Annotated in this window: 15 protein-coding genes; 7 read left to right on the forward strand and 8 right to left on the reverse strand. The window is 72.0% G+C overall.

Going from position 1 to position 22732, the window contains the following annotated elements; genetic code table 11:
• Positions 1 to 26: 26 nt before the first annotated feature.
• From J7E96_RS27480 to J7E96_RS27495, 4 genes are all read right to left on the reverse strand, one after another.
• Positions 27 to 4883, reverse strand: coding sequence for a hypothetical protein (locus J7E96_RS27480; RefSeq protein ID WP_215134916.1), 4857 nt, complete (start codon positions 4881 to 4883; stop codon positions 27 to 29).
• Between the two features lie 92 nt (positions 4884 to 4975).
• Positions 4976 to 5962: a hypothetical protein gene (locus J7E96_RS27485; RefSeq protein WP_215134918.1), complete on the reverse strand. Its 987-nt coding sequence runs from the start codon at positions 5960 to 5962 to the stop codon at positions 4976 to 4978.
• 181 nt (positions 5963 to 6143) lie between these two features.
• Positions 6144 to 7670, reverse strand: coding sequence for a hypothetical protein (locus J7E96_RS27490; protein WP_215134920.1), 1527 nt, complete (start codon positions 7668 to 7670; stop codon positions 6144 to 6146).
• A gap of 92 nt (positions 7671 to 7762) precedes the next feature.
• On the reverse strand, positions 7763 to 8476 hold the full coding sequence (locus tag J7E96_RS27495; protein ID WP_308296163.1) for a GntR family transcriptional regulator: 714 nt from the start codon (positions 8474 to 8476) through the stop codon (positions 7763 to 7765).
• A 178-nt stretch (positions 8477 to 8654) separates the two neighbouring features.
• On the opposite strand from J7E96_RS27495, the gene J7E96_RS27500 reads away from it, so the two are divergent.
• From J7E96_RS27500 to J7E96_RS27520, 5 genes are read left to right on the forward strand one after another with little or no spacing between them, the layout of a single operon-like run.
• Positions 8655 to 9932, forward strand: a complete 1278-nt coding sequence (locus J7E96_RS27500) for an MFS transporter (protein WP_215134924.1) — start codon at positions 8655 to 8657, stop codon at positions 9930 to 9932.
• Entirely contained in the window at positions 9929 to 10732 is an 804-nt protein-coding gene (locus tag J7E96_RS27505) for a putative hydro-lyase (RefSeq protein ID WP_215134926.1), read from the forward strand. The genes J7E96_RS27500 and J7E96_RS27505 overlap by 4 nt, the downstream gene beginning before the upstream one ends.
• An 18-nt stretch (positions 10733 to 10750) precedes the next feature.
• Entirely contained in the window at positions 10751 to 11515 is a 765-nt protein-coding gene (locus J7E96_RS27510; protein ID WP_215134928.1) for a LamB/YcsF family protein, read from the forward strand.
• A gap of 5 nt (positions 11516 to 11520) precedes the next feature.
• Complete coding sequence (locus J7E96_RS27515) at positions 11521 to 12138, forward strand: allophanate hydrolase subunit 1 (RefSeq protein ID WP_215135020.1); 618 nt, start codon at positions 11521 to 11523, stop codon at positions 12136 to 12138.
• Complete coding sequence (locus J7E96_RS27520) at positions 12135 to 13004, forward strand: biotin-dependent carboxyltransferase family protein (RefSeq protein WP_215134930.1); 870 nt, start codon at positions 12135 to 12137, stop codon at positions 13002 to 13004. Before J7E96_RS27515 ends, J7E96_RS27520 begins: the two co-directional genes overlap by 4 nt.
• Positions 13005 to 13020: 16 nt before the next feature.
• On the opposite strand, the gene J7E96_RS27525 is transcribed toward J7E96_RS27520, so the two are convergent.
• The 3 genes from J7E96_RS27525 to J7E96_RS27535 form a co-directional block, all read right to left on the reverse strand.
• Positions 13021 to 16629, reverse strand: coding sequence for a hydantoinase B/oxoprolinase family protein (locus J7E96_RS27525; RefSeq protein ID WP_215134932.1), 3609 nt, complete (start codon positions 16627 to 16629; stop codon positions 13021 to 13023).
• 361 nt (positions 16630 to 16990) lie between these two features.
• Positions 16991 to 18409, reverse strand: a complete 1419-nt coding sequence (locus tag J7E96_RS27530) for a HEAT repeat domain-containing protein (protein ID WP_215134934.1) — start codon at positions 18407 to 18409, stop codon at positions 16991 to 16993.
• Positions 18410 to 18667: 258 nt separating this feature from the next.
• Entirely contained in the window at positions 18668 to 19060 is a 393-nt protein-coding gene (locus J7E96_RS27535) for an ankyrin repeat domain-containing protein (protein WP_215134935.1), read from the reverse strand.
• Positions 19061 to 19330: 270 nt separating this feature from the next.
• Between J7E96_RS27535 and J7E96_RS27540 the strand changes: the two genes are divergently transcribed.
• Positions 19331 to 19525 (forward strand): hypothetical protein, encoded by a 195-nt coding sequence (locus J7E96_RS27540; protein WP_215134937.1) that lies wholly within the window; start codon positions 19331 to 19333, stop codon positions 19523 to 19525.
• 36 nt (positions 19526 to 19561) lie between these two features.
• Complete coding sequence (locus J7E96_RS27545; protein ID WP_215134939.1) at positions 19562 to 21151, forward strand: hypothetical protein; 1590 nt, start codon at positions 19562 to 19564, stop codon at positions 21149 to 21151.
• A 33-nt stretch (positions 21152 to 21184) separates the two neighbouring features.
• Here the strand turns inward: J7E96_RS27545 and J7E96_RS27550 are convergent, their stop codons facing one another.
• Complete coding sequence (locus tag J7E96_RS27550) at positions 21185 to 22684, reverse strand: PLP-dependent aminotransferase family protein (protein ID WP_215134941.1); 1500 nt, start codon at positions 22682 to 22684, stop codon at positions 21185 to 21187.
• Positions 22685 to 22732: the final 48 nt, after the last annotated feature.

A 22732-nucleotide genomic window follows, 5' to 3' on the forward strand; every position in this document is an offset into this window, starting at 1 on the left:
CCCCCGCGCCCCGCGCGGGCTCGCCGCTACTCGGCCGGCGCCGCCGACGAGCGCTTGAACATCCGCGTCGCCGTGATCTCGCCGTGCACCGTCTCGCCGTCCGGGTCCTGTTGCGGCAGCCCCGGCCGCAGGTGCTCCTCCACGCTGATGTACTTCAGCCCCGCCCGGAGGTCGGCGTCGTTGCGCAGCCGGATGACCAGTGGGAACTCGGCGAGCGCGGTCGTGTCGAACAGCCCCGTCGTATAGAGCAGCTGCACGCCGAGCGCGTCGGACACCGCCCGCTGGAGCTCCAGCAGGTAGGTGGCGTTGGCGCGGCCGATGGGGTTGTCGAGGAACAGCGTGCCGGCGTGCCGGTGCTTGTCGCGGCCCCGGTCGTTGCTGCGCAGCGCAGCCATGGTGCAGTACAGCGCGATCGCGGCCGTGAGCAGCTGGCCGCCCGAGAAGACGTCGCCCATCTGCCCGACCGGCACCCGCTCGGCGCGCAGCACGGCGTCCGGCTTGAGGATCTCGACCGAGATGCCCTTCGGCTGCAGCGCGGCCTGAACACCCCGCAGGAGCAGTGACATTCCGTCCCTGCGCAGGTCGGAGTTCTTCTTGACGGCGGCGCTGGTCGCCTCGTCGATGACCTCGCCGAGCCGTTCGACGAGGGTCGCCTGGTCCGGCTCCTCGAAGCGGAGGCGCAGGAATTCCTGGCCGGACCACTCCCCGAGGCCTTCCGGCAGCTGGGAGAGCCGCTGGGCCGAGCGGAGCGTCGCCAGGGCCGACTCGACGAGGCCCCGGAGCCGGTCGACGATGCTGTCGCGGTTGCGCTCCAGCTGCGCCAGCTCGTCGGTCAGTACCCGCAGCCGGGGCTCGAAGGCCGCCGCCCACGCAGCCGCGTGCTCGGGCAGCGAGGCGGCCGGCAGCTCGCGGATCTGCTGGCGCGCGGGGGTGCGTACCTGCTCGTACCGCGTGGAGTTGGCATGCCGTACGAGTACGTCGCTCGCCTCGCGCACCGCGGACTCGGCCGCGGACAGTTCGGCCGCGCACGCGCGCAGCGAGCGGCGGGAGTCGGCCGCCGACTGCCGTGCCTCCTCCAGGCTGCCGGGGTACGGGTCGGGATCTTCCGCACCCTCGTCCTCCTGGTGGTGGTCCCTGAGCAGGTCGCGCAGCAGCGCCGCCGTCTCGTCGAAACCGCCCGCCGCGTCCTCGGCCGCGCGGTGTGCCCGCAGCAGCTCGGCGTGGGCGGCGCGGGCTGAGTCGAGCGCGTCGGTGCGGGCGGCGAGCTCGGAAGTGGCGGTGCGCAGGAGCGTCTGCGCGTGCTCCGCGTCGTCCGGTACGAGTTCGTCGGGCAGCTCGGTGTGCGCGGTGCCGTCCTCGGGGGCGAGGCGCTCGGCCTCGCCGCGGAGCCTGCCGAGCTGCTCGCTCGCGGCGGAGGCCCTCGACTCCAGCATCTGTACGAGCGATTCGGCGCGCGCCACCGCGGCCTGGCGGGACGGGCCGTCGGCACCGTCCGTGCCCTCCAGCATCTGGGCGGCCCTGGTGCGGACCTTGTTGCTGAGCCGGTTGAGCTCGGCGAGGGCGGCGCTCTCGTCGCTCTCGGCCCTCGCCTGCTCGGCGCGCAGGTCGGCGCCGACGCCGACCTTCTCGTACAGCTGGGACGCGGCACGGTACGCCTCCCGCAGCGCGGGCAGGGCGACGCGCGGTGCGTCCTTGTCCGGCTCCGGCAGCGTCTCGGGCGCGCCGGCGATCTCGGCCCGCTCGGCGCGCAGCGTGCGCGCGGTCCTGTGGGCGTCGTCGGCGGTGCGCTGGGCGGCGCGGCGGTCCTCGTCGGCGGCCTTGGCGCGCTCCAGGAACACCGTGGCCCTGGCCTCCAGCTCTGCGGCTTCCTCGGTCAGTTCGCGCACCTTCACCTGCCAGGCGGCGCGCTCTCGCAGCCGGTGGGCGAGGCCTGCGAGGGCGTCGGCGACGCGGCGGGCGCGCTGGGCGGCGTCCTGCCGCTCGTCCCTGACCCGGGCGGCTTCGGCCGCGGCCTCGTCGGCCTCGGCGCGCACCGTACGGGCCTCGGCGAGCACGGCTTCGGCCGCCTCGGCCGCTTCGCCCGCCGTCCTGGCCGCCTCGGCCAGTTCGGCGAGCATGCCGGGCGGGCAGTCGGCGCGCCACGAACCGAGGCGGGCGGCGAGCGTACGGTCGCCGGCCAGCCGGGCGGCGAGCCTGCGGATCTCCTCGTCGCGAGCTATGGCCCGCACCCGCAGCGCCTGGCGTTCCTCGTCGGCCGCGTGCTCGTCGTGCATGGCCGGGTTCGGCGGTACGAGGAAGACGTCGGCGCGCTCGGATCCGGCGTCGCCGGGCGGCGGTACGGGCGCCAGGAGTGCGGCGGCGGTGCCGACGGCGACGGCCGAGCGGGGCAGCAGGGCGGCGCCGGCGAGGGCTTCGCGCGCCCTGGTGTGCGCGTCGGGGTCGGTGATGACCACGCCGTCGACCAGCTCGGGCCGGGCGGCGAGCACGGCGGCGTGGTCGGCGGGGGCGACGGCCTGCGCGAGGTAACGCCAGCCCGGCAGGGCGGGGATGCCGTGCTCGCCGAGGAACTCGACGGTGGCCAGGACATCGGGGCCGGGCGGCAGCAGCCCTCCGTCGCCGAGCGCGCCGAGGATGCGTGAGTCGTCGGCGGCGGCGGTGCGCAGCTCGAAGAGCTGCCGTTCGGCGGAGGTGATGCCCTGGTCCAGGAGGACGAGGAGGTCCTCGGCGTTACGGTCGAGCTCCTCGACGGTGAGGGGGCCTTCGGCGCTGCGGCGGGGGCTGCGGACGGCTTGCGCCGACGCGGCGGACCGGCCGGAGGTGTCGGTGCGTGTTGCTGTGCGGGTGGCTGCGCCGTCGGCCGCGCTGCCGTGACCGGCCGCACCACGGTCGTCGCCCTCCGCCGGCTCCTCGACGGCGGCGTGCACGCCTTGGCGCGCGGGGTGGCCGTCGGCGGCGACGGTTCGCGCGCCGGGTGTGCCGTCCGTCGCGGCCACCGCTCGGCGGGGCTGCGGCACGCCCTTGGCGGCGGGCGGCAAGGGCGACGGCAGGCTGAGCAGTTCCGCCAGCCGGTCCTCCGCTGCCAGCGACTCCGCCGCGCGGCGCTCCGCTTCGTACGCGTGCTCCGCACCCTGCGCGGCGTCCGCCGCGCGTGCGGCCGCCAGTTCCGCGCGGGCCTCGGCGCCGGCGGCCTCCTTCGCCCGGTCGCCCGCCGCACGGGCGGCTTCGCGCGCGGTGTCCCACGCGGCGACCGCCGTCTTCTCCGCGTCGGTCGCGGCCAGCGCCGCGCGCGCCGGGTCGGCGTCCGGGGCCGTGTCGTCGAGCCAGCCGGCGCGTACCGCCTCCGCCGTTTCCTGTTCGACCTCGGAGAGGCGCTGGCGCAGGTGCCCGGCCTCGCTGCGGGCGCGCTGTGCCTGTGTGGCGGCCGTGGTGGCGTCGCGGTGCGCTGCCTCGCCCGCCTCCTGAAGGGTGGCCGAGCGCTCTTCCTCCTCGGCGGCGACCCGCTCGCCGTCCTCGGCCGCCGCGTGCAGGGCTCGTACGAGCTCACCTGCGGCCGTGGCACGGGCGGCCAGCGCCGGGGCCGCGTCCCGCTCGGCCTCGCGGATGGCCACGGCGACGCGCGCGGCGCGGTCCGCGGCGGCGCGGTGGCGCAGTACGGCCTCGGCGGCCTGCCAGGCGGCGTGCAGTGTGCGGGCGTCGGCGAGCTCGCGGCGCTGCGCGCCTGCCGCCTTTTCGGCTGCGGTGAGGGCCAGCGAGGCGTGCCGGTAGGCGAGTTCGCTGGCGATCAGGGAGCTGCGGCTGCGGGCCTGCTCGGCCTCGGTGACGGTGTGCGCGGTGACCGTGACCTGCTGCGCGAGCTCGGCGGTGCGGCCGCGCTCCTCGCCGGCCCGTGCCGAGAGCCTGCGGGCGAGCGTACGGGTCCTGCGCTCGGCGGCCGCGTGGACGTCGCGGGCTCGCACGCGTGTCCCGGCGGCGTCGACGATGCGGCCGAGGAGGTCGACGGAGCCCGCCGTGAAGTCCCGCTCGGCGGTGAGTTCGGCCCGGCGGCCGAGTTTGTTGCCGAAGCCGTGGACGAGGTCGGCGAGGCCGTCGGTGTCCCTGGTGTCGGTGACGGCGCGCAGCAGCAGGTCGGTGAAGTCCGAGTCCTTCTTGACCGCGAAGAGGCCGGCCGCCTCACCCTCGTCGGCGTTCATCTCGCGCTGATAGCGGAAGAGTTCGGGGTCGAGGCCCAGGTCACCGAGGTGTTCGTTCCAGCGGTCGTGGATCTCCTCCCAGTGGATGTCCAGGTGCGGGTACGCCTTGCCCGCGTCGGTGATCGCGTCGCGGAAGCCCTTCATGGTGCGGCGGCGGCCCTTCGCGCCCGAAACGCCCTCGCCGTACGGGCGTACGGCGGTGGACTCGGCGACCGGCAGCGAGTCGAGGCTGAGGCCGGGGCCGGGGCGGAAGGAATACCACGCCTCGGCGAACTTCCGCGGGTCGTTGGACACCTGCCGCCCGCGCCACTCGCTCACCTTGCCGACGACCACGCATTCACCGGTGAGCGTGTGCTGCCATTCCAGCGCGACGTGACCGCAGTCGTCGGCGAGCAGGAATTTGCGCAGTACGCCGGAACTCGCGCCGCCGAGCGTGTTGCGGTGGCCCGGCAGCATCACCGAGAAGATCAGCTTGAGCAGGACGGACTTGCCGCCGCCGTTCTCCAGGAAGAGCACGCCGGCGGGCGCGGGCCTGCGCGGCGGGCCGACCGGCTCGTCCTCGAAGAACTCCGCCTGGGCGGGCGCGGGGTTGGGCACGGGCTCGCCGACTCCGCGCAGGTCAAGCACGGTGTCGGCGTAGCGCGCTCCGGCGGGCCCGATGGAGTAGAGGCGGACCCGGGACAACTCGTACATGGCGGCGGACTCTCGTCGTAAGTCGTGAAGTGGAGCGGCAGGTGTGGGGCGGCTGCTCGGCCGGTCGGCTGGTGGGCCGGCCCGGCCGTGGGTCAGGCGTGGAAGGGCAGGCCGGCCTCGGCGGTCAGTTCGAGGTCGTCGGCGTCCGACGGCGGCACGAGCGTGGCGCTGCCGTCGGTCACCGGCACCACGCCCAGCTCCAGCAGCTCGGCCATGGCGGCGCTGCCCGCCATGTCGCGGACCTGCAACTGGTAGCGGGCGGTGGTGCGGTACGCCCCTCCCGCGTCGTCACCCGTGCGGTGCAGGAAACCGGAGTCGGTGAGGAAGGCAACGGCCTTGCCGACGATGCCGGTGGTGGAACCGGCGAGCCGCCGCGCGTCCTTGGTGGCGCCGGTCGCGCTGCGGCGGGCGTAGATGCGCCAGGCTGCTTCGAGGCCGGGGGCCTCGGTGGCCGGGTCGGTGTTCTCGCCCTGCTCGTCGGCCCGCTCCTCCAGGCGGCGGCAGGCCTGGCGGACGAAGGCGTCGACGCCGTTGACCGTTATGCGGCCGATGTAGCCGTCGTCGGCGAGGTCTTCCGGGCGGGGGAAGGCCAGCGCGGCGACGGCGAGGTGGGCGAGACCGTGCAGGAACCGGTCGGCGGAGTCGGCGGAGGCACGCCGGGCGTAGTCGCCCATGCGTACGGCGAAGACGGAGTCCTCTGCGGCGGTGACGGCCATGCCGGCGCGCGTGGAGACTTCCAGGACGATGAGCCCGAGCCCGGTCGCGACGGCGTCGGCGAGCCGTGCGAAGGCGGGCTCTTCGCGGTAGCGGCGCAGGAGGTCGGCGTATTCCATGTCGCGGGCGGGCAGCAGCTTGGGCTGGAGCCCGAAGGACACGAGCCGGGCGGCGTCGGCCGCGTCGGCGGGCGTGACGGTGCCGTGCGCGGCGGGCGAGGGAGCGGTCGCGGACACCTCGGCGGACTCGGCGGGCTCGGCCGTGGCCGCTGCGGTTGCTGTTGCGGTTGCTGTTGCGGTTGCTGTTGCGTCGCTGTCGGCTCGCTCGGTCCACGCGTCGGTGTGCTCTGCGTGGTGGTCGCTCACGGCTGCTGCTCCTCGGTACGGAAGTTCTTGGTTTCAGGTACGGACGGGATGGCGCGCCCCGCGCGTGGAGCGCCCGGAATCCCGGCAAGGGCAGCACCTTCACCACCCGGCGGCCGCCCGTGCGGCGCACGGGAATGCGGCGCGGGGCCGCCGGTGTGTGCTGTCGCAGGGGCGGTCGCGGTCATGCCGCCTCCGTCCGGTCCGCGGTCATCCCGGCGGCGTCCAACAGGGCCATGCCCACTATCAGGTCGGCGCCGCCGAACTCCGGGTCGTCGAGCTCGGTACCGTCGTCAACCGCGAACAGCAACCGCTTCTCGCCCTGCCGGTACGCCGTGCCGACCGGCGGGCTCGCCGCGTGGACCGCGAGCAGCGCGACGAGGTACGGAAGCTCCGGGTCGCGGTCACGTGCCTCGGCCAGCAGCCCGGACAGCCTGCGCGGCGCGTCGTGCGGCAGGTCGAGCAGCTCCATCGCGCTCGCCAGCTGTTCCTCGCTGAACCGGCTGTCGTCGGGGGTGGCGATCAGGTCGGGCTCCTCCATCTCGGCGCCCAGATGATCCCGCTCCACCGGCGGCGTCAGCAGTATGTCGACGAGGTCCCCGACGCGTACCGACACGGGCGTGCGCAGCCCGGTGCCGCGCGCGAAGAAGGCGTCGGTGACCCGGATCGCCTGCTCGACCGGCAGGGGCAGCAGCGGTGCGACGAGCTGGCCGTACAGGTCGAGTCCCGTCCGCGCCGTGGGCGCGGCGAAGGCCTGGCGGTCCTGCTCCGCGCGGAACAGCGGTCCCGCGTCCAGCAGCCGGGACTGGAGCTGCGTGTGCCTGCGGATGCAGTCCTTGACGATGTCGACGAGCTCGGCCGCGCGTCGCTTGTGCTCCGGCTCTTCGGCCTCGTCGCGCGCCTTGCGGATGTTGGTGAGGATCGCGTTCTCGTGCCGGTACCGGTCGGCGACGTGGTCGAGCGCCTCGGCGATCATGTCGGGCACGGAGTTGAGCCAGTCGACGGCGCGCACGTTGCGCCGGGTCGCCTCCAGTGTCCTGCGGAGCGTCTCGGCGTACTGCACGGTCCGGTAGCGGGCCTGTTCGGCGGCGAGCTGGGCGTCGGCGAGCCGGCCCCGGCTGATCAGGACTTCGAGCTTGACCTCGGCGGCGATCTGCGCGCTGGTAACGTCCGTGTCGAGGGCGCCGACGAGGACGTTGACCGCCTCGTCGGTGGTCCGCAGATAGACGTTGCCGCCGTACCCGGGAACCTCCTCGATGAGCTTGAAGTCGTAGTCCCTGCGCACATAAGCACCGTCGGGGCCGAAAGTGCCATAAACCGCACGGAAGCCGCGGTCCACGCTTCCGACGTTGATCAGGTTCTCCAGCACCCAGCGGGCGACGCGCTCATGCTCGGCGAGCGGGCGGCGCGGCGCCTGGGCGGCGACGCGCGGAAGCAGCCTGGCCACTATCTGCTCGTGGTCTGCGCCCGTGTCGAAGTCCATGTTGAGTGTGACCAGGTCGATCGCGGCGAGCGCGATTTCCGCCATCGCGTAGCCCGAGTACTCACCCGCGAGATTCGCCTTGCGTACGTCGAGATCGTGCAGCGGCGCCGTGCAGGCGAGCGCGCGGAGCCGCCGCGCGAGCCCCTCGTCGGCGGCCGGGCCCTGTGCGGGCCGCGGCCCCGCGCTGAGCTGGGGCGGAACGAATTCCGTCGATGCAGGCGAAGTCACGTGGCACAGATTAGGTCCTCGCACTGACAACGGTCGAAACGGCGCAGAAGCGACCGCACGCGCAGGACCGGGTCAGCGGGGCGACAAGCCCCTCATGTCTCCCAGTTCCCGGTCTCGATGTGGCGTGCGTACACCTCGACGAGCTGAGTGCGCGAGTCGTCGAGATAGCCGGCGAGCAACCTTTCGCCGGCCGTATTGTCGCCCGTGCGCAGACATTCCAGAATCTGCCGATTCCGTACGAGATAAGGCTCGTGCAGCTGACGCGGATCGGCCACCACGTGGAACGCGAGGCGCAGTTCGGCCAGGACGCTGCGCATCAGCTCGTCGGTGCGCGGGCTGGCGGCGAGGGCGACGAGTTCGCGGTGGAAGTGGATGTTGGCCGTCGATACACCCTTCCACTCCCCTTGAGCCGCGGCCCGCTCGCCGTTGCGGACGGCCTTGTCGAGGCCGTCGAGAGGGAAGGGCGGCGTGCCGAGTCCGCGGACGACAGCGCATTCGATCAGTCGCCTGATGCGGTAAATGTCCTCTACGTCCTCTACGGCGAGGACACGGACGAAGACTCCGCGGTTGAGCTGGTGAACGAGCAGCCGCTCGTGGGTCAGCAGCCGGAACGCCTCGCGCAGCGTGTTGCGCGAGACGCCGAGCGCCTTGCCGATGCTGTCCTCCGAAAGGCGCTCCCCCGGCGGGAAGTAGCCCTCGGCGATGCGGGTGCGGAGGATGTCCGCGACTCGCTCCGCCGTGCTGGTGCGGCCCAGCAGCGGGCGGTCGTCGGCCAGCCCGCCGGCCTCGGACTCCGTGGTCCTCACAGCGCCTCTCTCCCTCAGCTCCCCGCACCGGCCGCTATCGCCGGGCGCGCGGTGTTCATCGTAGAAGCAAGAACGACCCGACATGACTCTTGTCGGATCGTTCAACAATCCCCTACCTTGGCGTCACCGCACGGTCTCCAGCGCACTCCTCCACCCTCCTCCCTGCTGCGAGGTGCAGATGAGTACCACTCAGGCACAGCCGAAACAGGACGAACTCCCTGACGACAGCGGTGCGTTAGCCTGGCTGCGCGCGCTTGGACCGCGCGGCCGCCGCGCCTTCGGCGGAGCGTTCGGCGGATACGCCCTCGACTCCTACGACTTCTTCACCCTGCCGCTGAGCATGGTCGCGATCTCCGCGTACTTCAGCCTCAGCACAGGGCAGACCGGCCTCCTCACGACCGTCACTCTGGTCGTCTCCGCGATCGGCGGCGCCATCGCGGGCATCGCCGCCGACCGCATAGGCCGGGTGAAGGCGCTGATGATCACGGTGATCACGTACGCGCTGTTCACCGTCCTGTGCGGGTTCGCACCCAACTACGAGACGCTGCTTGTCTTCCGCGCGCTCCAGGGGCTCGGTTTCGGCGGCGAGTGGGCGGTCGGCGCGATCCTGGTCGCCGAGTACTCCTCGGCCAAGCACCGCGGCCGTACGCTCGGCGCCATCCAGAGTTCCTGGGCGATCGGCTGGGCGCTCGCGGTCATCGTCTACACGGTGGTCTTCCAGTTCCTGGACCCGGACACGGCCTGGCGCGTGATGTTCTGGACCGGCGCTCTTCCGGCGCTTCTGGTGATCTGGGTACGCCGCCACGTCAGCGACGCACCGGAAGCGACACAGCGGCGTCTCGCGAGCAGCGACAAGGGCTCCTTCACGGCCATCTTCAAGAAGGACCTGCTGCGCACCACACTCTTCGCAGTACTGCTCTCCACCGGTGTGCAGGGCGGCTATTACACGCTCGCCACGTGGGTGCCCACCTACCTCAAGACGGAGCGTGGGCTTACCGTCGTCGGCACGGGCGGCTATCTGACGTTCCTCATCTCGGGTGCCTTCATCGGCTACCTCACGGGTGGCTACCTCACCGACAAACTGGGCCGCAAGAAGAACATCGCGCTCTTCGCGTTCCTGTCGGCGGCCTGCATCGCCGCCTACACGAACATCCCCTCCGGGGCGAACAGTGTGGTGCTCGTCCTGGGCTTCCCCCTGGGGTTCTGTATGTCGGCCATTTTCAGCGGTTTCGGTTCGTTCCTCAGTGAGCTCTATCCGACGGCGGTTCGCGGGACCGGTCAGGGGTTCACGTACAACACGGGCCGTGCCGTGGGCGCGTTCTTCCCGACCCTCGTCGGCTTCCTGGCGGGCAGCTGGGGAGTCGGAGGGGCGCTGATCTTCGGCGCGGTCGGTTACGGGCTCGCCGTACTGGCACTGTTCGGGCTGCCCGAGACGCGCGGAAGGGAGCTCCAGTGAACGTCACGGCGACGCACAGGGGAACGACGGGCGAGAGCTCCCGGGAAGCGCGCGAGCTGTTCCGTGCGGGGACCAGGTCGACCACCGCCGGCTGGGCGCCCGGACACGCGCAGGCGAACCTCCTGTCGGTGCCCGCGGACTGGGCGTACGAAGTGCTGCTCTTCTGCCAGCACAATCCGAAGCCCTGCCCGGTGCTGGACGTGACCGACGCCGGGTCCTGGAGCACGCCGCTGGCACCGGGCGCCGATCTGCGCACCGACCTGCCCGGCTACCGGGTCTGGCAGCACGGTGAACTCGTCGACGAGCCCACCGAGGTGACCGGCCACTGGCGCACGGATCTGGTGTCCTTCCTCATCGGGTGCAGCTTCACCTTCGAGACGGCCCTGTCGGAAGCCGGTGTGCCGATGCGTCACATCGAACAGGGGCGCAATGTCTCGATGTACACGACGAGCCGCCCGTGCCGTCCGGCGGGACGGCTGCATGGCCCGATGGTGGTGTCCATGCGCCCTGTTCCCCCGGACCATCTCGCCGCTGCGGTCCGGGAGAGCGCCCTGCTGCCCGACGTACACGGCAGTCCGGTGCACTGCGGTGAGCCGGGCGGCCTCGGCATCGCGGACCTCGGGCGGCCGGACTTCGGCGATCCGGTGGACGCGCAGCCGGGCGACATTCCCGTGTTCTGGGCGTGCGGGGTGACACTGCAGGCTGCGGTCATGGCCTCACGGCCGCCCTTCGCGATCACCCACGCACCGGGCCAGATGTTCATCACCGATGCCCGCGACGAACAGTTCCGCGTGGCCTGACAGGAGACGGATCCGTACATGACCTCGGTTTCGATCGATCTCAACGCCGACCTCGGGGAGGGCTTCGGACGCTGGCGGCTGACCGACGACGAACAGCTGCTGTCCGTCGTCACCAGCGCCAACGTCGCCTGCGGCTTCCACGCCGGTGACGCGGCGACCATGCGCCGCGTCTGCGACCTCGCGGCCGAGCGCGGGGTGCGGATCGGTGCCCAGGTGTCGTACCGCGATCTGGCCGGCTTCGGGCGGCGCTCTATGGACGTCCCTTCGGACGAACTCGCCGCCGAAGTCGCCTACCAGATAGGCGCACTGGAGGTGTTCGCGCGAGCGGCCGGATCGCACGTCTCGTACGTCAAACCGCACGGCGCGCTCTACAACCGTGTGGTGCACGACGAGGAACAGGCCACCGCTGTCGTCGACGGTGTACTGCTCGCCGGCGGCGAACGGCCGGTCCTGGGACTGCCCGGATCGCGCTTCCTGGACATTGCCGCGAAGGCCGGGCTGCCGGTCGTCACCGAGGCGTTCGCGGATCGCGCGTACACGCCGGAAGGGACGCTGGTTCCGCGCGGACAGGAGAACGCCGTTGTCACGGACCCGGGAACGGTCGTTGAACGCTCCCTCTCCATGGCCCGGTTCGGCGTCGTCACTTCGCACTGCGGCCGCCCAGTAGGCGTGCGTGCCCGCTCACTGTGCCTGCACGGTGACACTCCGGGAGCCGTCGGCCTGGCCCGCCGCGTACGGGAACGTCTGGAGGCCGCGGGCGTCCGGGTGGAGGCCTTCGTATGAGCACCATGCGGGCACTGCCCGCCGGTGACCGCGCTCTCCTGGTGGAACTCGGCAGCGGCGAGGAGGTGGAGGCGCTCCACGCGGAACTGCTGCGGCGCCGGGCGGCGGGCACGCTCCCCGCCGTGCGGGAGATCGTGCCCGCGGCGCGCACCGTGCTGCTCGACGGCCTCGACGATCCCGGGCGCTTCGCGGAGCACCTGGCCGGCTGGGAGATTCCGCCGCTGTCGCCCGGCGTCCAGCGCGCGATCGAGATCCCGGTGCGTTACGACGGTCCCGATCTCGCGGCGGTGGCCGAGCTGTGGGGCGTGCCCCGCGGCGAGGTGGGCCGGATCCATTCGGGGACCGGCTTCCGGGTGGCGTTTTGCGGGTTCGCTCCCGGGTTCGGCTATCTGACCGGTCTCGCCGAGCGGTACGCCGTGCCGCGCAGGGCCACGCCGCGCACAGCGGTGCCGGCGGGCGCCGTCGCCCTGGCCGGCGCGTACACGGGGGTGTACCCGCGCTCGTCCCCCGGTGGCTGGCAGCTCATCGGCTCCACGCGGGCCGTGTTGTGGGACCACGCGCGCGTGCCCGCCGCTCTGCTCACGCCGGGCGCGCGGGTGCGCTTCGTACCGGAGGAGCTGTGACGGACCGGGCTTTCGCGGTGGTACGGGCGGGTGCTCTGACGTCCGTACAGGACCAGGGGCGGTCCGGTCACGCTCACCTGGGGGTGCCGCGCTCGGGCGCGCTGGACAGGCCCGCGAGCGAGCTCGCGAACCGGCTGGTGGGCAATCACGCGGAGGCGGCCGTCCTGGAGACGACTCTGAACGGCTGTGCGCTGCGGCCGCGTTGTGCCGTGACCGTGGCAGTCACCGGTGCGCCGTGCCCGGTCACCGTGGACGGCCGCCCCGCCGCCTGGGGCGCACCGGTGCGCGTGGCGGCGGGAGCGGTACTGGAGGTGGGGCAGGTGACGGACGGTGTACGGAGCTATGTCGCGTTCGCCGGAGGGATCGCCTGCGAACCCGTGCTGGGCAGCCGCTCCACCGATCTGCTGTCCGGACTGGGTCCCGCGCCCCTGACCGACGGTGCGGTGCTGCCGCTGGGCGGCGAGACGGGGACACCGGTGTACGCCGATGCCGTGCCCTGGCAGGGGCCCCCGCGCGAACTGGTGCTGCGGTTCGGTCCCGGACCGCGTACGGACTGGTTCACCGCACGGTCGCTGCACACCTTGGCCACAGCGGTCTACCGGGTCTCCTCCGAGAGCAACCGCATCGGGCTGCGCACGGACGGCCCCCCTCTGGAGCGCGCCGTGTGCGGTGAACTTCCCAGCGAGGGCATGGTGCTCGGCGCGGTGCAGGTGCCGCCGGACGGGCGTCCTGTGGTTTTCCTGGCCGACCACCCCACCACGGGCGGATATCCGGTGATCGCGGTGGTCAAGGAGTCCGGTCTCGCCGCGGCGGCGCAGGCCGCGCCCGGTACGCCGATCCGTTTCGTCCCCGCGGGAAGGCGCTGAGAGCCCTCAGAACCCCTCAGGAGCCGCCAGGGGCGCCGTATCCGCCCCCGCCGGGCGTCCGGATCACCAGGACGTCCCCCGGCCCGACTTCGGCCGTGTCGCAGCCCTCCAGCGGCGTGACCGTACCGTCGGCGCGCTCGACGAGGTTGCTGCCGGTCGCTCCGGGCCCGCCGCCCGCCATGCCGTACGGCGGGACGCGTCGGTGGCCGGAGAGCAGCGCCACCGTCATGGGTTCCAGGAACCGGATCCTGCGCACCACCCCGCAGCCGCCCCGCCACCGGCCGGCTCCCCCACTGCCCTCCCGTACGGAGAAGCCGTCCAGGCGCACCGGGTAACGCCACTCCAGCACTTCGGGGTCGGTGAGGCGCGAGTTGGTCATATGGGTCTGCACGGCGTCGGCCCCGTCGAATCCGTCGCCCGCCCCCGAGCCGCTCGCCACGGTCTCGTAGTACTGCACGCGGTCATTGCCGAAAGTGACGTTGTTCATGGTTCCCGAGCCCTCGGCCTGGACGCCGAGCGCGGCGTACAGGGCGCCGGTCACCGCCTGCGAAGTCTCAACGTTGCCCGCGACGGTCGCCGCCGGATAGGCGGGCGCGAGCATGGAGCCCTCAGGGACCCGCACCTCCAGCGGTTCGAGGCAGCCACTGTTGAGAGGGATGTCGTCGGCGACGAGCGTCCTGAAGACGTACAGAACGGCCGCCATGACCACCGACTTGGGGGCGTTGAAGTTCCCCGCCTGCTGAGGCGCCGTACCGGTGAAATCCAGCACCGCGCTGCGTGTCTCGCGGTCCACGCGCAGGGCGACCTGGATGACGGCTCCGCTGTCCGTCTCGTAGCGGTACTCGCCGTCCCGCAGTCCGGCGACGATACGGCGCACGGATTCCTCGGCGTTGTCCTGCACGTGCCGCATGTACGCCTGGACCACATCGAGTCCGAACTGGTCCACCATGCGCCGCAGTTCGGCGATGCCCTTCTCGTTGGCGGCGATCTGCGCGCGCAGGTCGGCCAGGTTGGTGTCCGGATCTCGCGACGGGTACGCGGCGGTGGCAAGCAGTTGACGCGTCTCGTCCTCACGCAGCCTGCCGTCCCTCACGAGAAGCCAGTTGTCGAAAAGGACCCCCTCTTCGTGCACGGTACGGCTGAAGGCGGGCATGGAGCCGGGGGTGATGCCGCCGATCTCGGCATGGTGTCCGCGCGAGGCCACCAGAAAGCGCAACGGCCCGCCGTCGGCGTCGAATACGGGTGTCACCACGGTGACGTCGGGCAGGTGTGTGCCGCCGTGGTACGGGTCGTTGATGGCGTACACGTCCCCGGGGCGCATGGCCCCCTTATTGCGCCGCAGCACCTCCTTGATGGACTCCCCCATCGAACCCAGGTGTACGGGAATGTGCGGGGCGTTCGCGATGAGATTGCCGTCCGCGTCGAAGAGTGCGCAGGAGAAGTCCAGCCGCTCCTTGATGTTGACGGAGTGGGCGGTGTTTTCGAGGCGTACGCCCATCTGCTCGGCGATGGCCATGAAGAGGTTGTTGAACACCTCCAGCATGACGGGGTCCACGTCCGTGCCGACCGCCGTCGTGCCGGGACGCGGGCGCACGCGCGTGAGCAGCAGATGCCCCCGTTCTCCGGCGGACGCCTGCCAGCCGGGGTCGACGACGGTGGTGGCGTCGTCCTCGGCGATGACGGCGGGTCCTTCGACGGTGTCTGTGAGCCGCAGGTCGTCGCGCCGGTACAGCGGGGTGTCCTGCCGGCGCCCCTCGGTGAACATCCGTACCGTCGAACGGGGCCTCAATGTTCCCGTGTGCGTGCGCCCTTGCGTGACGTTCCCGTGAACGCTCGGTCCCGCCACGCCCACGGCCTCGACCGAGACGGCTTCCACCACCAGCGGCTTGTCCATGGTGAAGGCGTACCGCGCGCGGTGGTCCGCTTCGAAGGACTCGGTCATGTCCTGGACGCTGCTCAGGGCCACCGGGAGGCTCGAGTCCGTACCTGCGTACCGGATCAGCACGCGCGCGTGGGTGCTGATCGCCGTGTCCGCGATGCCGTCGGCGCGCAGTTCCTCGCGGGTACGTCCGGCCAGCCGGTCGCACAGTTCCCGTACGCGCCCGAGCGTCCCCTCGTCGAGGCGCGCCTCGACCGACTGCTCGCGCATGGCGGTGGCGTCGGCCAGCCCGATGCCGTACGCGGAAAGCACGCCGGCCAGCGGCGGCACGACGACCGTGTTGACGCCCAGCGCGTCGGCGACCGCGCACGCGTGCTGTCCGCCCGCGCCGCCGAAGCTGGTGAGGGCGTAGCGGGTGATGTCGTGACCACGCTGTACGGAGATCTTCTTGACGGCGTTCGCCATGTTGAGCACAGCGATGTCGAGGAACCCCGACGCGACCTCCTCGGGGCTGCGCCGTACACCGGTCGCTTCCGCGACGTCGTCGGCGAGCCGCGCGAACCGGCGGTGCACTGTCCCGGCGTCCAGGGGCTGGTCGCCGTGCGGTCCGAAGACGGCGGGGAAGTGGTCCGGCTGGACGCGCCCGAGCATGACATTGGCGTCGGTGACCGTGAGGGGGCCGCCGCGCCGGTAGCAGGCGGGCCCAGGGACGGCGCCCGCCGAGTCGGGACCGACGCGGTAGCGCTGGCCGTCGAAGTGCAGCACCGAGCCGCCGCCCGCCGCGACGGTGTGGATGTTCATCATCGGAGCGCGCATGCGTACGCCCGCGACCTGCGTACCGAAGTCCCTTTCGAACGTGCCGGCGTAGTGCGACACATCGGTGGACGTGCCGCCCATGTCGAAGCCGATGACACGATCGAACCCGGCCTGCTGGGATGTACGCGCCATTCCTACGACGCCACCCGCGGGGCCCGAAAGCACGGCGTCCTTTCCGCGGAAGTGTGCGGCCTCGCGCAGTCCGCCGTTGGACTGCATGAACATCAGGCGCACGCCTCGCAGTTCCTCGGCGACCTCGTCGACGTACCGGCGAAGGATCGGCGAGAGGTACGCGTCCACGACGGTCGTGTCACCGCGCGGCACCAGCTTGATCAGCGGGCTGACCTCGTGCGAACAGCTCACCTGGGTGAACCCGAGTTCACGCGCCACGGCGGCGACTGCGGACTCGTGCGCGGGATGACGGTAGCCGTGCATCAGCACGACGGCGGCGCTGCGGAAACCGTCGCTCCGCGCGGAGCGCAGTTTCTCGGTGACGGCCGCGAGGTCCAGCGGCCGTACGGTCACTCCGTGCGCGTCGATCCGTTCCGGGACCTCCACGACACGCTCGTACACCGCCTCGGGCAGCACGATGTGGCGGTCGAAGAGGCGGGGGCGGTTCTGGTAGGCGATGCGCAGGGCGTCTTTGAAGCCTTCGGTGATGACCAGTACGGTCGGCTCCCCGCGCCGCTCCAGGAGCGCGTTGGTGGCGACCGTCGTGCCCATCTTCACGGTGTTGATCCGGTCGGCCGGGACCGGGTCGTCGGGCCCGAGCTCCAGCATCAGCCGGATTCCGGCGACGGCCGCGTCCCGGTAGCGCTCCGGGTTGTGCGAGAGCAGTTTGCGGGTGACGAGCCGCCCGTCGGGCCGTCGTCCCACTACGTCGGTGAAGGTGCCGCCACGGTCGATCCAGAATTCCCAGCGCCCGCTCATTTCCCCATTCTGGCAAGGGGCGGGGGTTGCTCGGGTTCGTGCCCCGGTGGCGCGCCGGTCGCGAGCCCTTCGGAGGAGTCCCCCGATGCCGCGAACCGCATGGCGCGCTCGGGGCCGGGGCCGGGCCGGGTCCGGAGAGTCCTTTCCCCACCCCGCCCCTTCCCGTAACTGGGGCTCCGCCCCAGACCCCGGTCCTCAAACGCCGGACGGGCTGGGTGGTTTTGGGGGAGCTCAGGACACACCCCAACCGCGTCCACGGGGCCGGCTGGGCTTCCGGCGTCATGTCGGTGGACGATGCGGGCGTGGAACGTCCTGCGAGCGGCTGGCCCCCGTGCCCGCCACGCGCCGCCCTCTCGCCCGCTCAGACAGCGGGCGCGTCCGGCCCGATCCTGCTGCGTACGGCGGTCTGGACCTCGGCCTCCTCGGCCGGGTCGGCGGCGAGCCGCCGCAGTCGCTCCGCCACGCGCGCGTCGCCGGTCTCGGCATGCCGCGCGGCCACTTCTCTGGTCGTTTCCTCGCAGTCCCACAGGCACTCGACAGCGAAGCCGGTGGCGTACGAGGGGTCGGTGGCGGCCAGGGCGCGCGCCGCGCGGCCGCGCAGGTGCGAGGAGGCCGTCTCCCGGTAGACGTGGCGCAGTACGGGCGCCGCGGCGCAGATGCCGAGTCGCCCCGCCCCGTCCACGAGGTTCCACAGGAGCGGTGCGTCCGGCCCGTCCGCCCGTACGGTCTCCCGCAGTGCACCGAGCACGAGCGGGGCGTCCTGCGCCGCGCCCCGGCAGGCGAGCACGCCGGCCGCCGACGCACCGAGGGCGTCGGGCCGATGCACCCAGCCCCGCGCGCGGTCCACCGCGTCGGCGCCGCACATCCGCTCGAAGGCGGCGACCGCGGCGTCCGCGACGGTACGGGAAGGGCTCTGCGCCGCCGCTTCGATGAGGTCGAGCACGACGGGGTCCCGCGCTTCGGCGAGGTAGTGCAGCGCTGTGCAGCGCGCGCCGTCCTGGCCGCCGCGCGCGGTCTCGACGATGGCGGACCGGTCCGCGGGTCCGGCAACGGCGGTCAGACACCTGGCGGCCGGCACATGGAGCGGCGTACCGCGGTCGAGGCCCTGCTGGGCCCAGTCGAACACGGCCTGGACGCTCCAGCCGGGGCGTGGCCCCGTCGGCCGCATCTGCCGCTGCCAGCGGTGGAAGGAGCCCTGTTCACCGGCCGCCCGCACGCGGGCACCGATGCTTTCGCGCGGGTCCTCGGACCACAGCCGCCAGGGTCGCGGCTCGAAGGCGTCCCGTACGGCGGCGGACAGCTCGGCCTCGCCCTCCGGGGTGCCGGGGAACCGGGCGAGGACGGCCGCGGCGAGGCCGCGCAGTCCGGCGTCGTCGTCGCGCAGGGCGAGCTCGTCGAGGGCCCACGCCCAGTTGGCGCCGGTCCTGGCGTACCTGCGCAGCAGTACGAGAGCGTCGTCCCTGCCGTACGAGGCGAGGTGGCCCAGCACGGCGAGCGCCAGGCCGGTCCTGCCCTCGTCGTCGTCGACGAGGTCCTCCGGGTCGAAGAGGTGTTGCTCGATCGCTTCGAGCCCGCCGTTGAGATCCAGGTAAAGGCGCGCGTAGTAGAGCGAGCGGTTCTCGACCTGCCAGTCGTGGCGGGGGTCGTCGAGAACGCAGTGGTTGAGAGCCGCGAGCGCTTCGGGGCGGGGCGCGGCGAGCGCGTGCAGTGTGCCGTCGCCGCGGCCCCTCTGCAGGAGGCCGAGCAGCGTACCGCTCGGCGCTATGACTGGATCGAACATGGAAAAAAGCCTCACATCAAGCTGTCGACGCAACCGGGATACGTGCCGTGTCTAGGCCGCGCGGCAACATGTCCGGGCGTACGCCGTCGACTCTTGCTCGCTGTAGACCATCTTCCTCTGCCTCTCGTCGGTGGCCCGGAGTGGGCCCGCTCACATTCCCCGTGATCCGGCAACTTCTGCCCGCATCACGTGCATGTGAATCCGACGTCATGATGACCCAGCCATTTCGCCGACGCGACCACATTTACGGCGACCCGGTCACTGGGCCCCGAAGAGCTCCAGCAGGTTCTTCTTGTCGAACATGCGGGCGGTGTCCACCGCGGACGGCGTTCCGGCGGCCGGGTCGGCGCCTCCCTCGACCAGGGCGCGGGCCACCGCTTCCTCGCCCTTGAAGACCGCGCCGGCGAGCGGCGTCTGGCCGCGGTCGTTGGCCCGGTCGGGGTCGGCCCCACGGCTCAACAGGGCCTCCACGGCGGCGGCGTGGCCGTGATAGGCGGCGAGCATCACGAGGGTGTCGCCCCGGTCGTTGGTGAGGTTCGCGGGCACGCCCGCGTCGACGTACGCGGCGAGCGCCTCGGTCTCTCCCTGGCGCGCCAGGTCGAAGACCTTGCCGGCCAGTTCGACCACCTCGGGATCCGGGGTTTCGCTCATCGGACGGACCGCCTTCCACTGCCGTTCACTGCTGTGACCTGTACGTACGGCACCAGCGCCGAACGAGTGAATCGTCAGGGTACTGCCCGCTCGCCGACATGACGCGGCCCGGCGGCGGCAAAGATCAGGGCGAGCCGACCCGAAGCGAGCCACATCGGCCACTCCAGTGAAAAACCTGAAAAGTAACCCATTTGCACCTTTTGCCGTATAGATACATCCTGTGAGCCTGGAAGAACTCATGGTGACTGTCCCCTCAACCAGGAGAACCTCATGATCCTGTCCATCTCAGGCGTCGTGCTTCTCGGCATCATCGTCTTTCTCTTCTTCCGGAAAGACGGCCTCAAGGCGTCGCACGCCCTCGTCTGCGCACTGTTCGGCTTCTACCTCGCGGGCACAGCCATTGCACCGAGCATCAAGGCCGGAGGCGCGAGCCTCGCCGGTCTTCTGGGCGGGATCAAGCTCTGACCTGCCGTAACCGCTCAACACCCCCAGGAGACCGAAGTGGCCCGGCGACCTCGTCAACTCCCTCGCATTCTGAGCAGCGGCAGTGCCTCGATCACCCGCAGCCGCGAGATCGCGCGCACCGCAGCCGACAGCGCCACCGACGTTCTCCACCCGCTGATCACCATCACCCGTGGTCTGCGGCAGCTGGCCGCCGCCGGCCGGCGCAAATGGACCGATACGCCCAAGGACAGGCGTGGTCCCGCGCTGTTCGTGGTGGCGGCCGTTGTCCTGGTGGTCGCGCTCATCCCGTACGGGCCGCTGCTCGCCCTGATCACGGTGATGGCCGCGGCCGCCTGGAAAGGACGGGAACGCACCGCCGCGCAGAGCGGCCCCACCGAGGCCGAGAGCGACCGGCTCAGGGCCCTCTACGAGGCCCTGGTGCCGTACTTCTCGGTGGCCGAGCACCCCAGCCCGCTGTTCACCCACGGCGGTGAATGGGACAAGGCGTTCCCCGAGTACGACTTCGACGACGGCCGGCTCGTCCGTCTCCTGGTGCGCTACCCGGCGTACTTCACCGATGGCGAGGCCTCGTCCCGCGCGCGCATCGAGCAGTTGTTGCACGCCAAGTCGGGCCGCGGCCGCGAGTACCACTTCGAGTGGGACGAGGAGGGCAACCAGCTCGTCATGACGGTGCTGCCCCCGCTGCCCACGTCCATCGCCGCCCAGCGTTTCGTCACCGCGCCCGGCGAGACGGTGCTGGGCTTCACCGACGCCGACGCGGTGCAGCGGACCGTGCCCGTCATGGAGGGCGACAGGACGTACGACGCCCCTCCGGTGATCTGGCGGACGGGGACGCGTTCCACAGAACCGCATCTGCTCGCCGTGGGGCAGCCCGGAAGCGGCACGAGCAGCCTGCTGCGCTCGATCGCTCTGCAGGCCCTTCAGCACGGCGACGTGGTGATCGTCGAAGGCAGCGGCACCGGCGAGTACGCGTGCCTCACGGGAAGGAGCGGCGTCCTGGCGGTCGAATGCAGCCTCCCGGGAGCGCTCGCAAGCCTGGAATGGGCCGCGCACGAGACCGAGCGGCGGCTGATCGCCGCGAACCGCGCCCGGCAGGCCGGGCACCCCACCCCGGAAGACACGAAACGCCCGCTGTGGATCCTGCTGGACCGGCCGAGTGTGTTCGGTCATCTGGCGGCCGCCGACGGGCGCACCGATCCCCAGCAACTGCTCCAGGTGCCACTGCGGCACGGCAGGGCGGCGAATGTGACCGTCGTGGTGGCCGAGCAGTTCGACGCCATGGACGCTCTCAGCGAGACCGTACGGTCCCACACACGCGCGCGCGTGGCGCTCGGTGCGGCCGTTCCCGGGCAGATCGAATTCGTGCTGGGGGAACCGCCGCACACCACACCCACACGCGACACCCCGCCGGGCCGCGGTTACGTACGGCTCGGTACGGGTCCCGTGATGCGGCTCCAGGTTCCGGCGACGCCCGATCCGTACGACGACGCGACGAGCGAGGCACACCGGCAGGCCGTCATCGAGCTGCTTCCCGAGCTCGTTCTTCCCACGGGTGGAGACACCGGGGTACAGCCCCGGATCCAGCCCCCTGCGCAGGAACCGGAGCCGGTGCCGGCCGAGGGCTGACAAGGGAGCGTTCAGGAAGGGCCCGACACCCCGTCAGGCGACAAACGTCCGCGGGGCCTCGGCGCCGTTGCTCACTCCGCTCTCGACCAGCCTCGCGGCCGCCGCGAGCCGCACCGCGGCCTCGTCCGCCACCGGGCCGCCGACAGTGAACGGCAGCCGCACGTACCCCTCGAAGGCCCCGTCGACCCCGAAGCGCGGCCCGGAAGGGACCCGTACACCGACGCGCTCACCCATCTCGGCGAGCCGCGAACCCGACAGGCCTCCGGTACGGACCCAGAGCGTCAGCCCTCCGCTCGGTACGTCGAACTCCCAGTCCGGCAGCTCCCTGCGCACCGCCGCCACCAGCGCGTCGCGGTTCTCGCGTGCCTGGGTGCGACGGATCTCGACGGCCTGTTCCCAGCCGCCCGTGCTCATCAGCCAGTTGATGGCGAGCTGTTCCAGGACGGGCGTACCGAGGTCCGCGTACGCGCGTGCAGCCACGAGGCTGCGGATCACATCGGGCGCCGCCCGCACCCAGCCGATGCGCATGCCCGCCCAGAAGGCCTTGCTCGCGGAGCCCACCGTCAGGACCGTGCTGCCCGACGGGTCGAAGGCGCAGACCGGCCGCGGCATGTCGACATCCGCGTCCAGATACAGCTCGGTCATGGTCTCGTCCACCACGAGTACGGTCCCGGCCGAGCGCGCCGCGTCGACGAGCCCGCGCCGCTGGTCCTCGTCGGCCAGCGCGCCGGTCGGATTGTGGAAGTCGGCGACGACGTACGCGAGTCGAGGGGCGGCGTCGCGCAGGACCTGTCGCCAGCGCGGCAGATCCCAGCCGGTGAGCCCCTCGGCCATCGCTACGGGAACGAGCCGGGCGCCCGCCTCGCGCATCAGCTGAAGGATGTTGGCGTACGACGGTGACTCGACGGCGATCCGTTCGCCGCGCCCCGCGAAGAGATGGCAGATCGCGTCGATCGCGCCCATCGCCCCCGTGGTGACCATGATCTGCTCGGGCATGGTGGGAATGCCGCGCGCCGTGTACCGGTCGGCGAGCATCTGACGCAGGGCGGGCAGGCCCGCCGGGTAGTCGCCGTGGGTGTGCGCGTACGGCGGCAGCTCCTCCAGCGCGCCCTGGACGCCTCTGGTGAGCCACGGCTCGGGCGCGGGCAGCGCGGCGCAGCCCAGGTCGATCACCGAACCGAGGGATTCGGGCGGCAGGGGTTCGAGGCCGCGTGCGGGCAGCGGGTTGCCCGCGGGAACGGCGGTCCAGCTGCCGGCTCCCCTGCGCGACTCCAGGAAGCCCTCGGCGCGCAGGGCCTCGTACGCCGCGGCCACGGTCGTACGGCTGACGGCCAGGGCCACCGCCAGCTCGCGCTCGGCGGGAAGCCGCGCGGCGACCGGCACCCGGCCTTCGAGAACCAGCAGCCTTATGCCGTCGGCGAGGGCGCGGTAGGCCGGCGGCTTGCGCGTGCCGGGGCCGGCCGGGCGCGGCTGCTGGGCGTTGAGCTGCCTGGCGAGCTGAGCTGCCCCCACCGCCGAAGTCCACTGCGCCATAATTTCCAGTCCACCTAACTCGAATTGGCCATGGATGGCATCTCCTGC

The sequence above is a fragment of the Streptomyces sp. ISL-96 genome (assembly GCF_018614035.1).
In the GTDB taxonomy this organism is placed as follows: domain Bacteria; phylum Actinomycetota; class Actinomycetes; order Streptomycetales; family Streptomycetaceae; genus Streptomyces.

What these genes read in the sequence shown, in the direction of transcription:
- J7E96_RS27480 (WP_215134916.1), bottom strand. Translation starts at nt 4,883, where the DNA reads ATGTACGAGTTGTCCCGGGTCCGCCTCTACTCCATCGGGCCCGCCGGA.
- J7E96_RS27535 (WP_215134935.1), bottom strand. Translation starts at nt 19,060, where the DNA reads ATGAGCGAAACCCCGGATCCCGAGGTGGTCGAACTGGCCGGCAAGGTC.
- J7E96_RS27525 (WP_215134932.1), bottom strand. Translation starts at nt 16,629, where the DNA reads ATGAGCGGGCGCTGGGAATTCTGGATCGACCGTGGCGGCACCTTCACC.
- J7E96_RS27500 (WP_215134924.1), top strand. Translation starts at nt 8,655, where the DNA reads ATGAGTACCACTCAGGCACAGCCGAAACAGGACGAACTCCCTGACGAC.
- J7E96_RS27530 (WP_215134934.1), bottom strand. Translation starts at nt 18,409, where the DNA reads ATGTTCGATCCAGTCATAGCGCCGAGCGGTACGCTGCTCGGCCTCCTG.
- J7E96_RS27515 (WP_215135020.1), top strand. Translation starts at nt 11,521, where the DNA reads ATGCGGGCACTGCCCGCCGGTGACCGCGCTCTCCTGGTGGAACTCGGC.
- J7E96_RS27510 (WP_215134928.1), top strand. Translation starts at nt 10,751, where the DNA reads ATGACCTCGGTTTCGATCGATCTCAACGCCGACCTCGGGGAGGGCTTC.
- J7E96_RS27550 (WP_215134941.1), bottom strand. Translation starts at nt 22,684, where the DNA reads ATGGCGCAGTGGACTTCGGCGGTGGGGGCAGCTCAGCTCGCCAGGCAG.
- J7E96_RS27540 (WP_215134937.1), top strand. Translation starts at nt 19,331, where the DNA reads ATGATCCTGTCCATCTCAGGCGTCGTGCTTCTCGGCATCATCGTCTTT.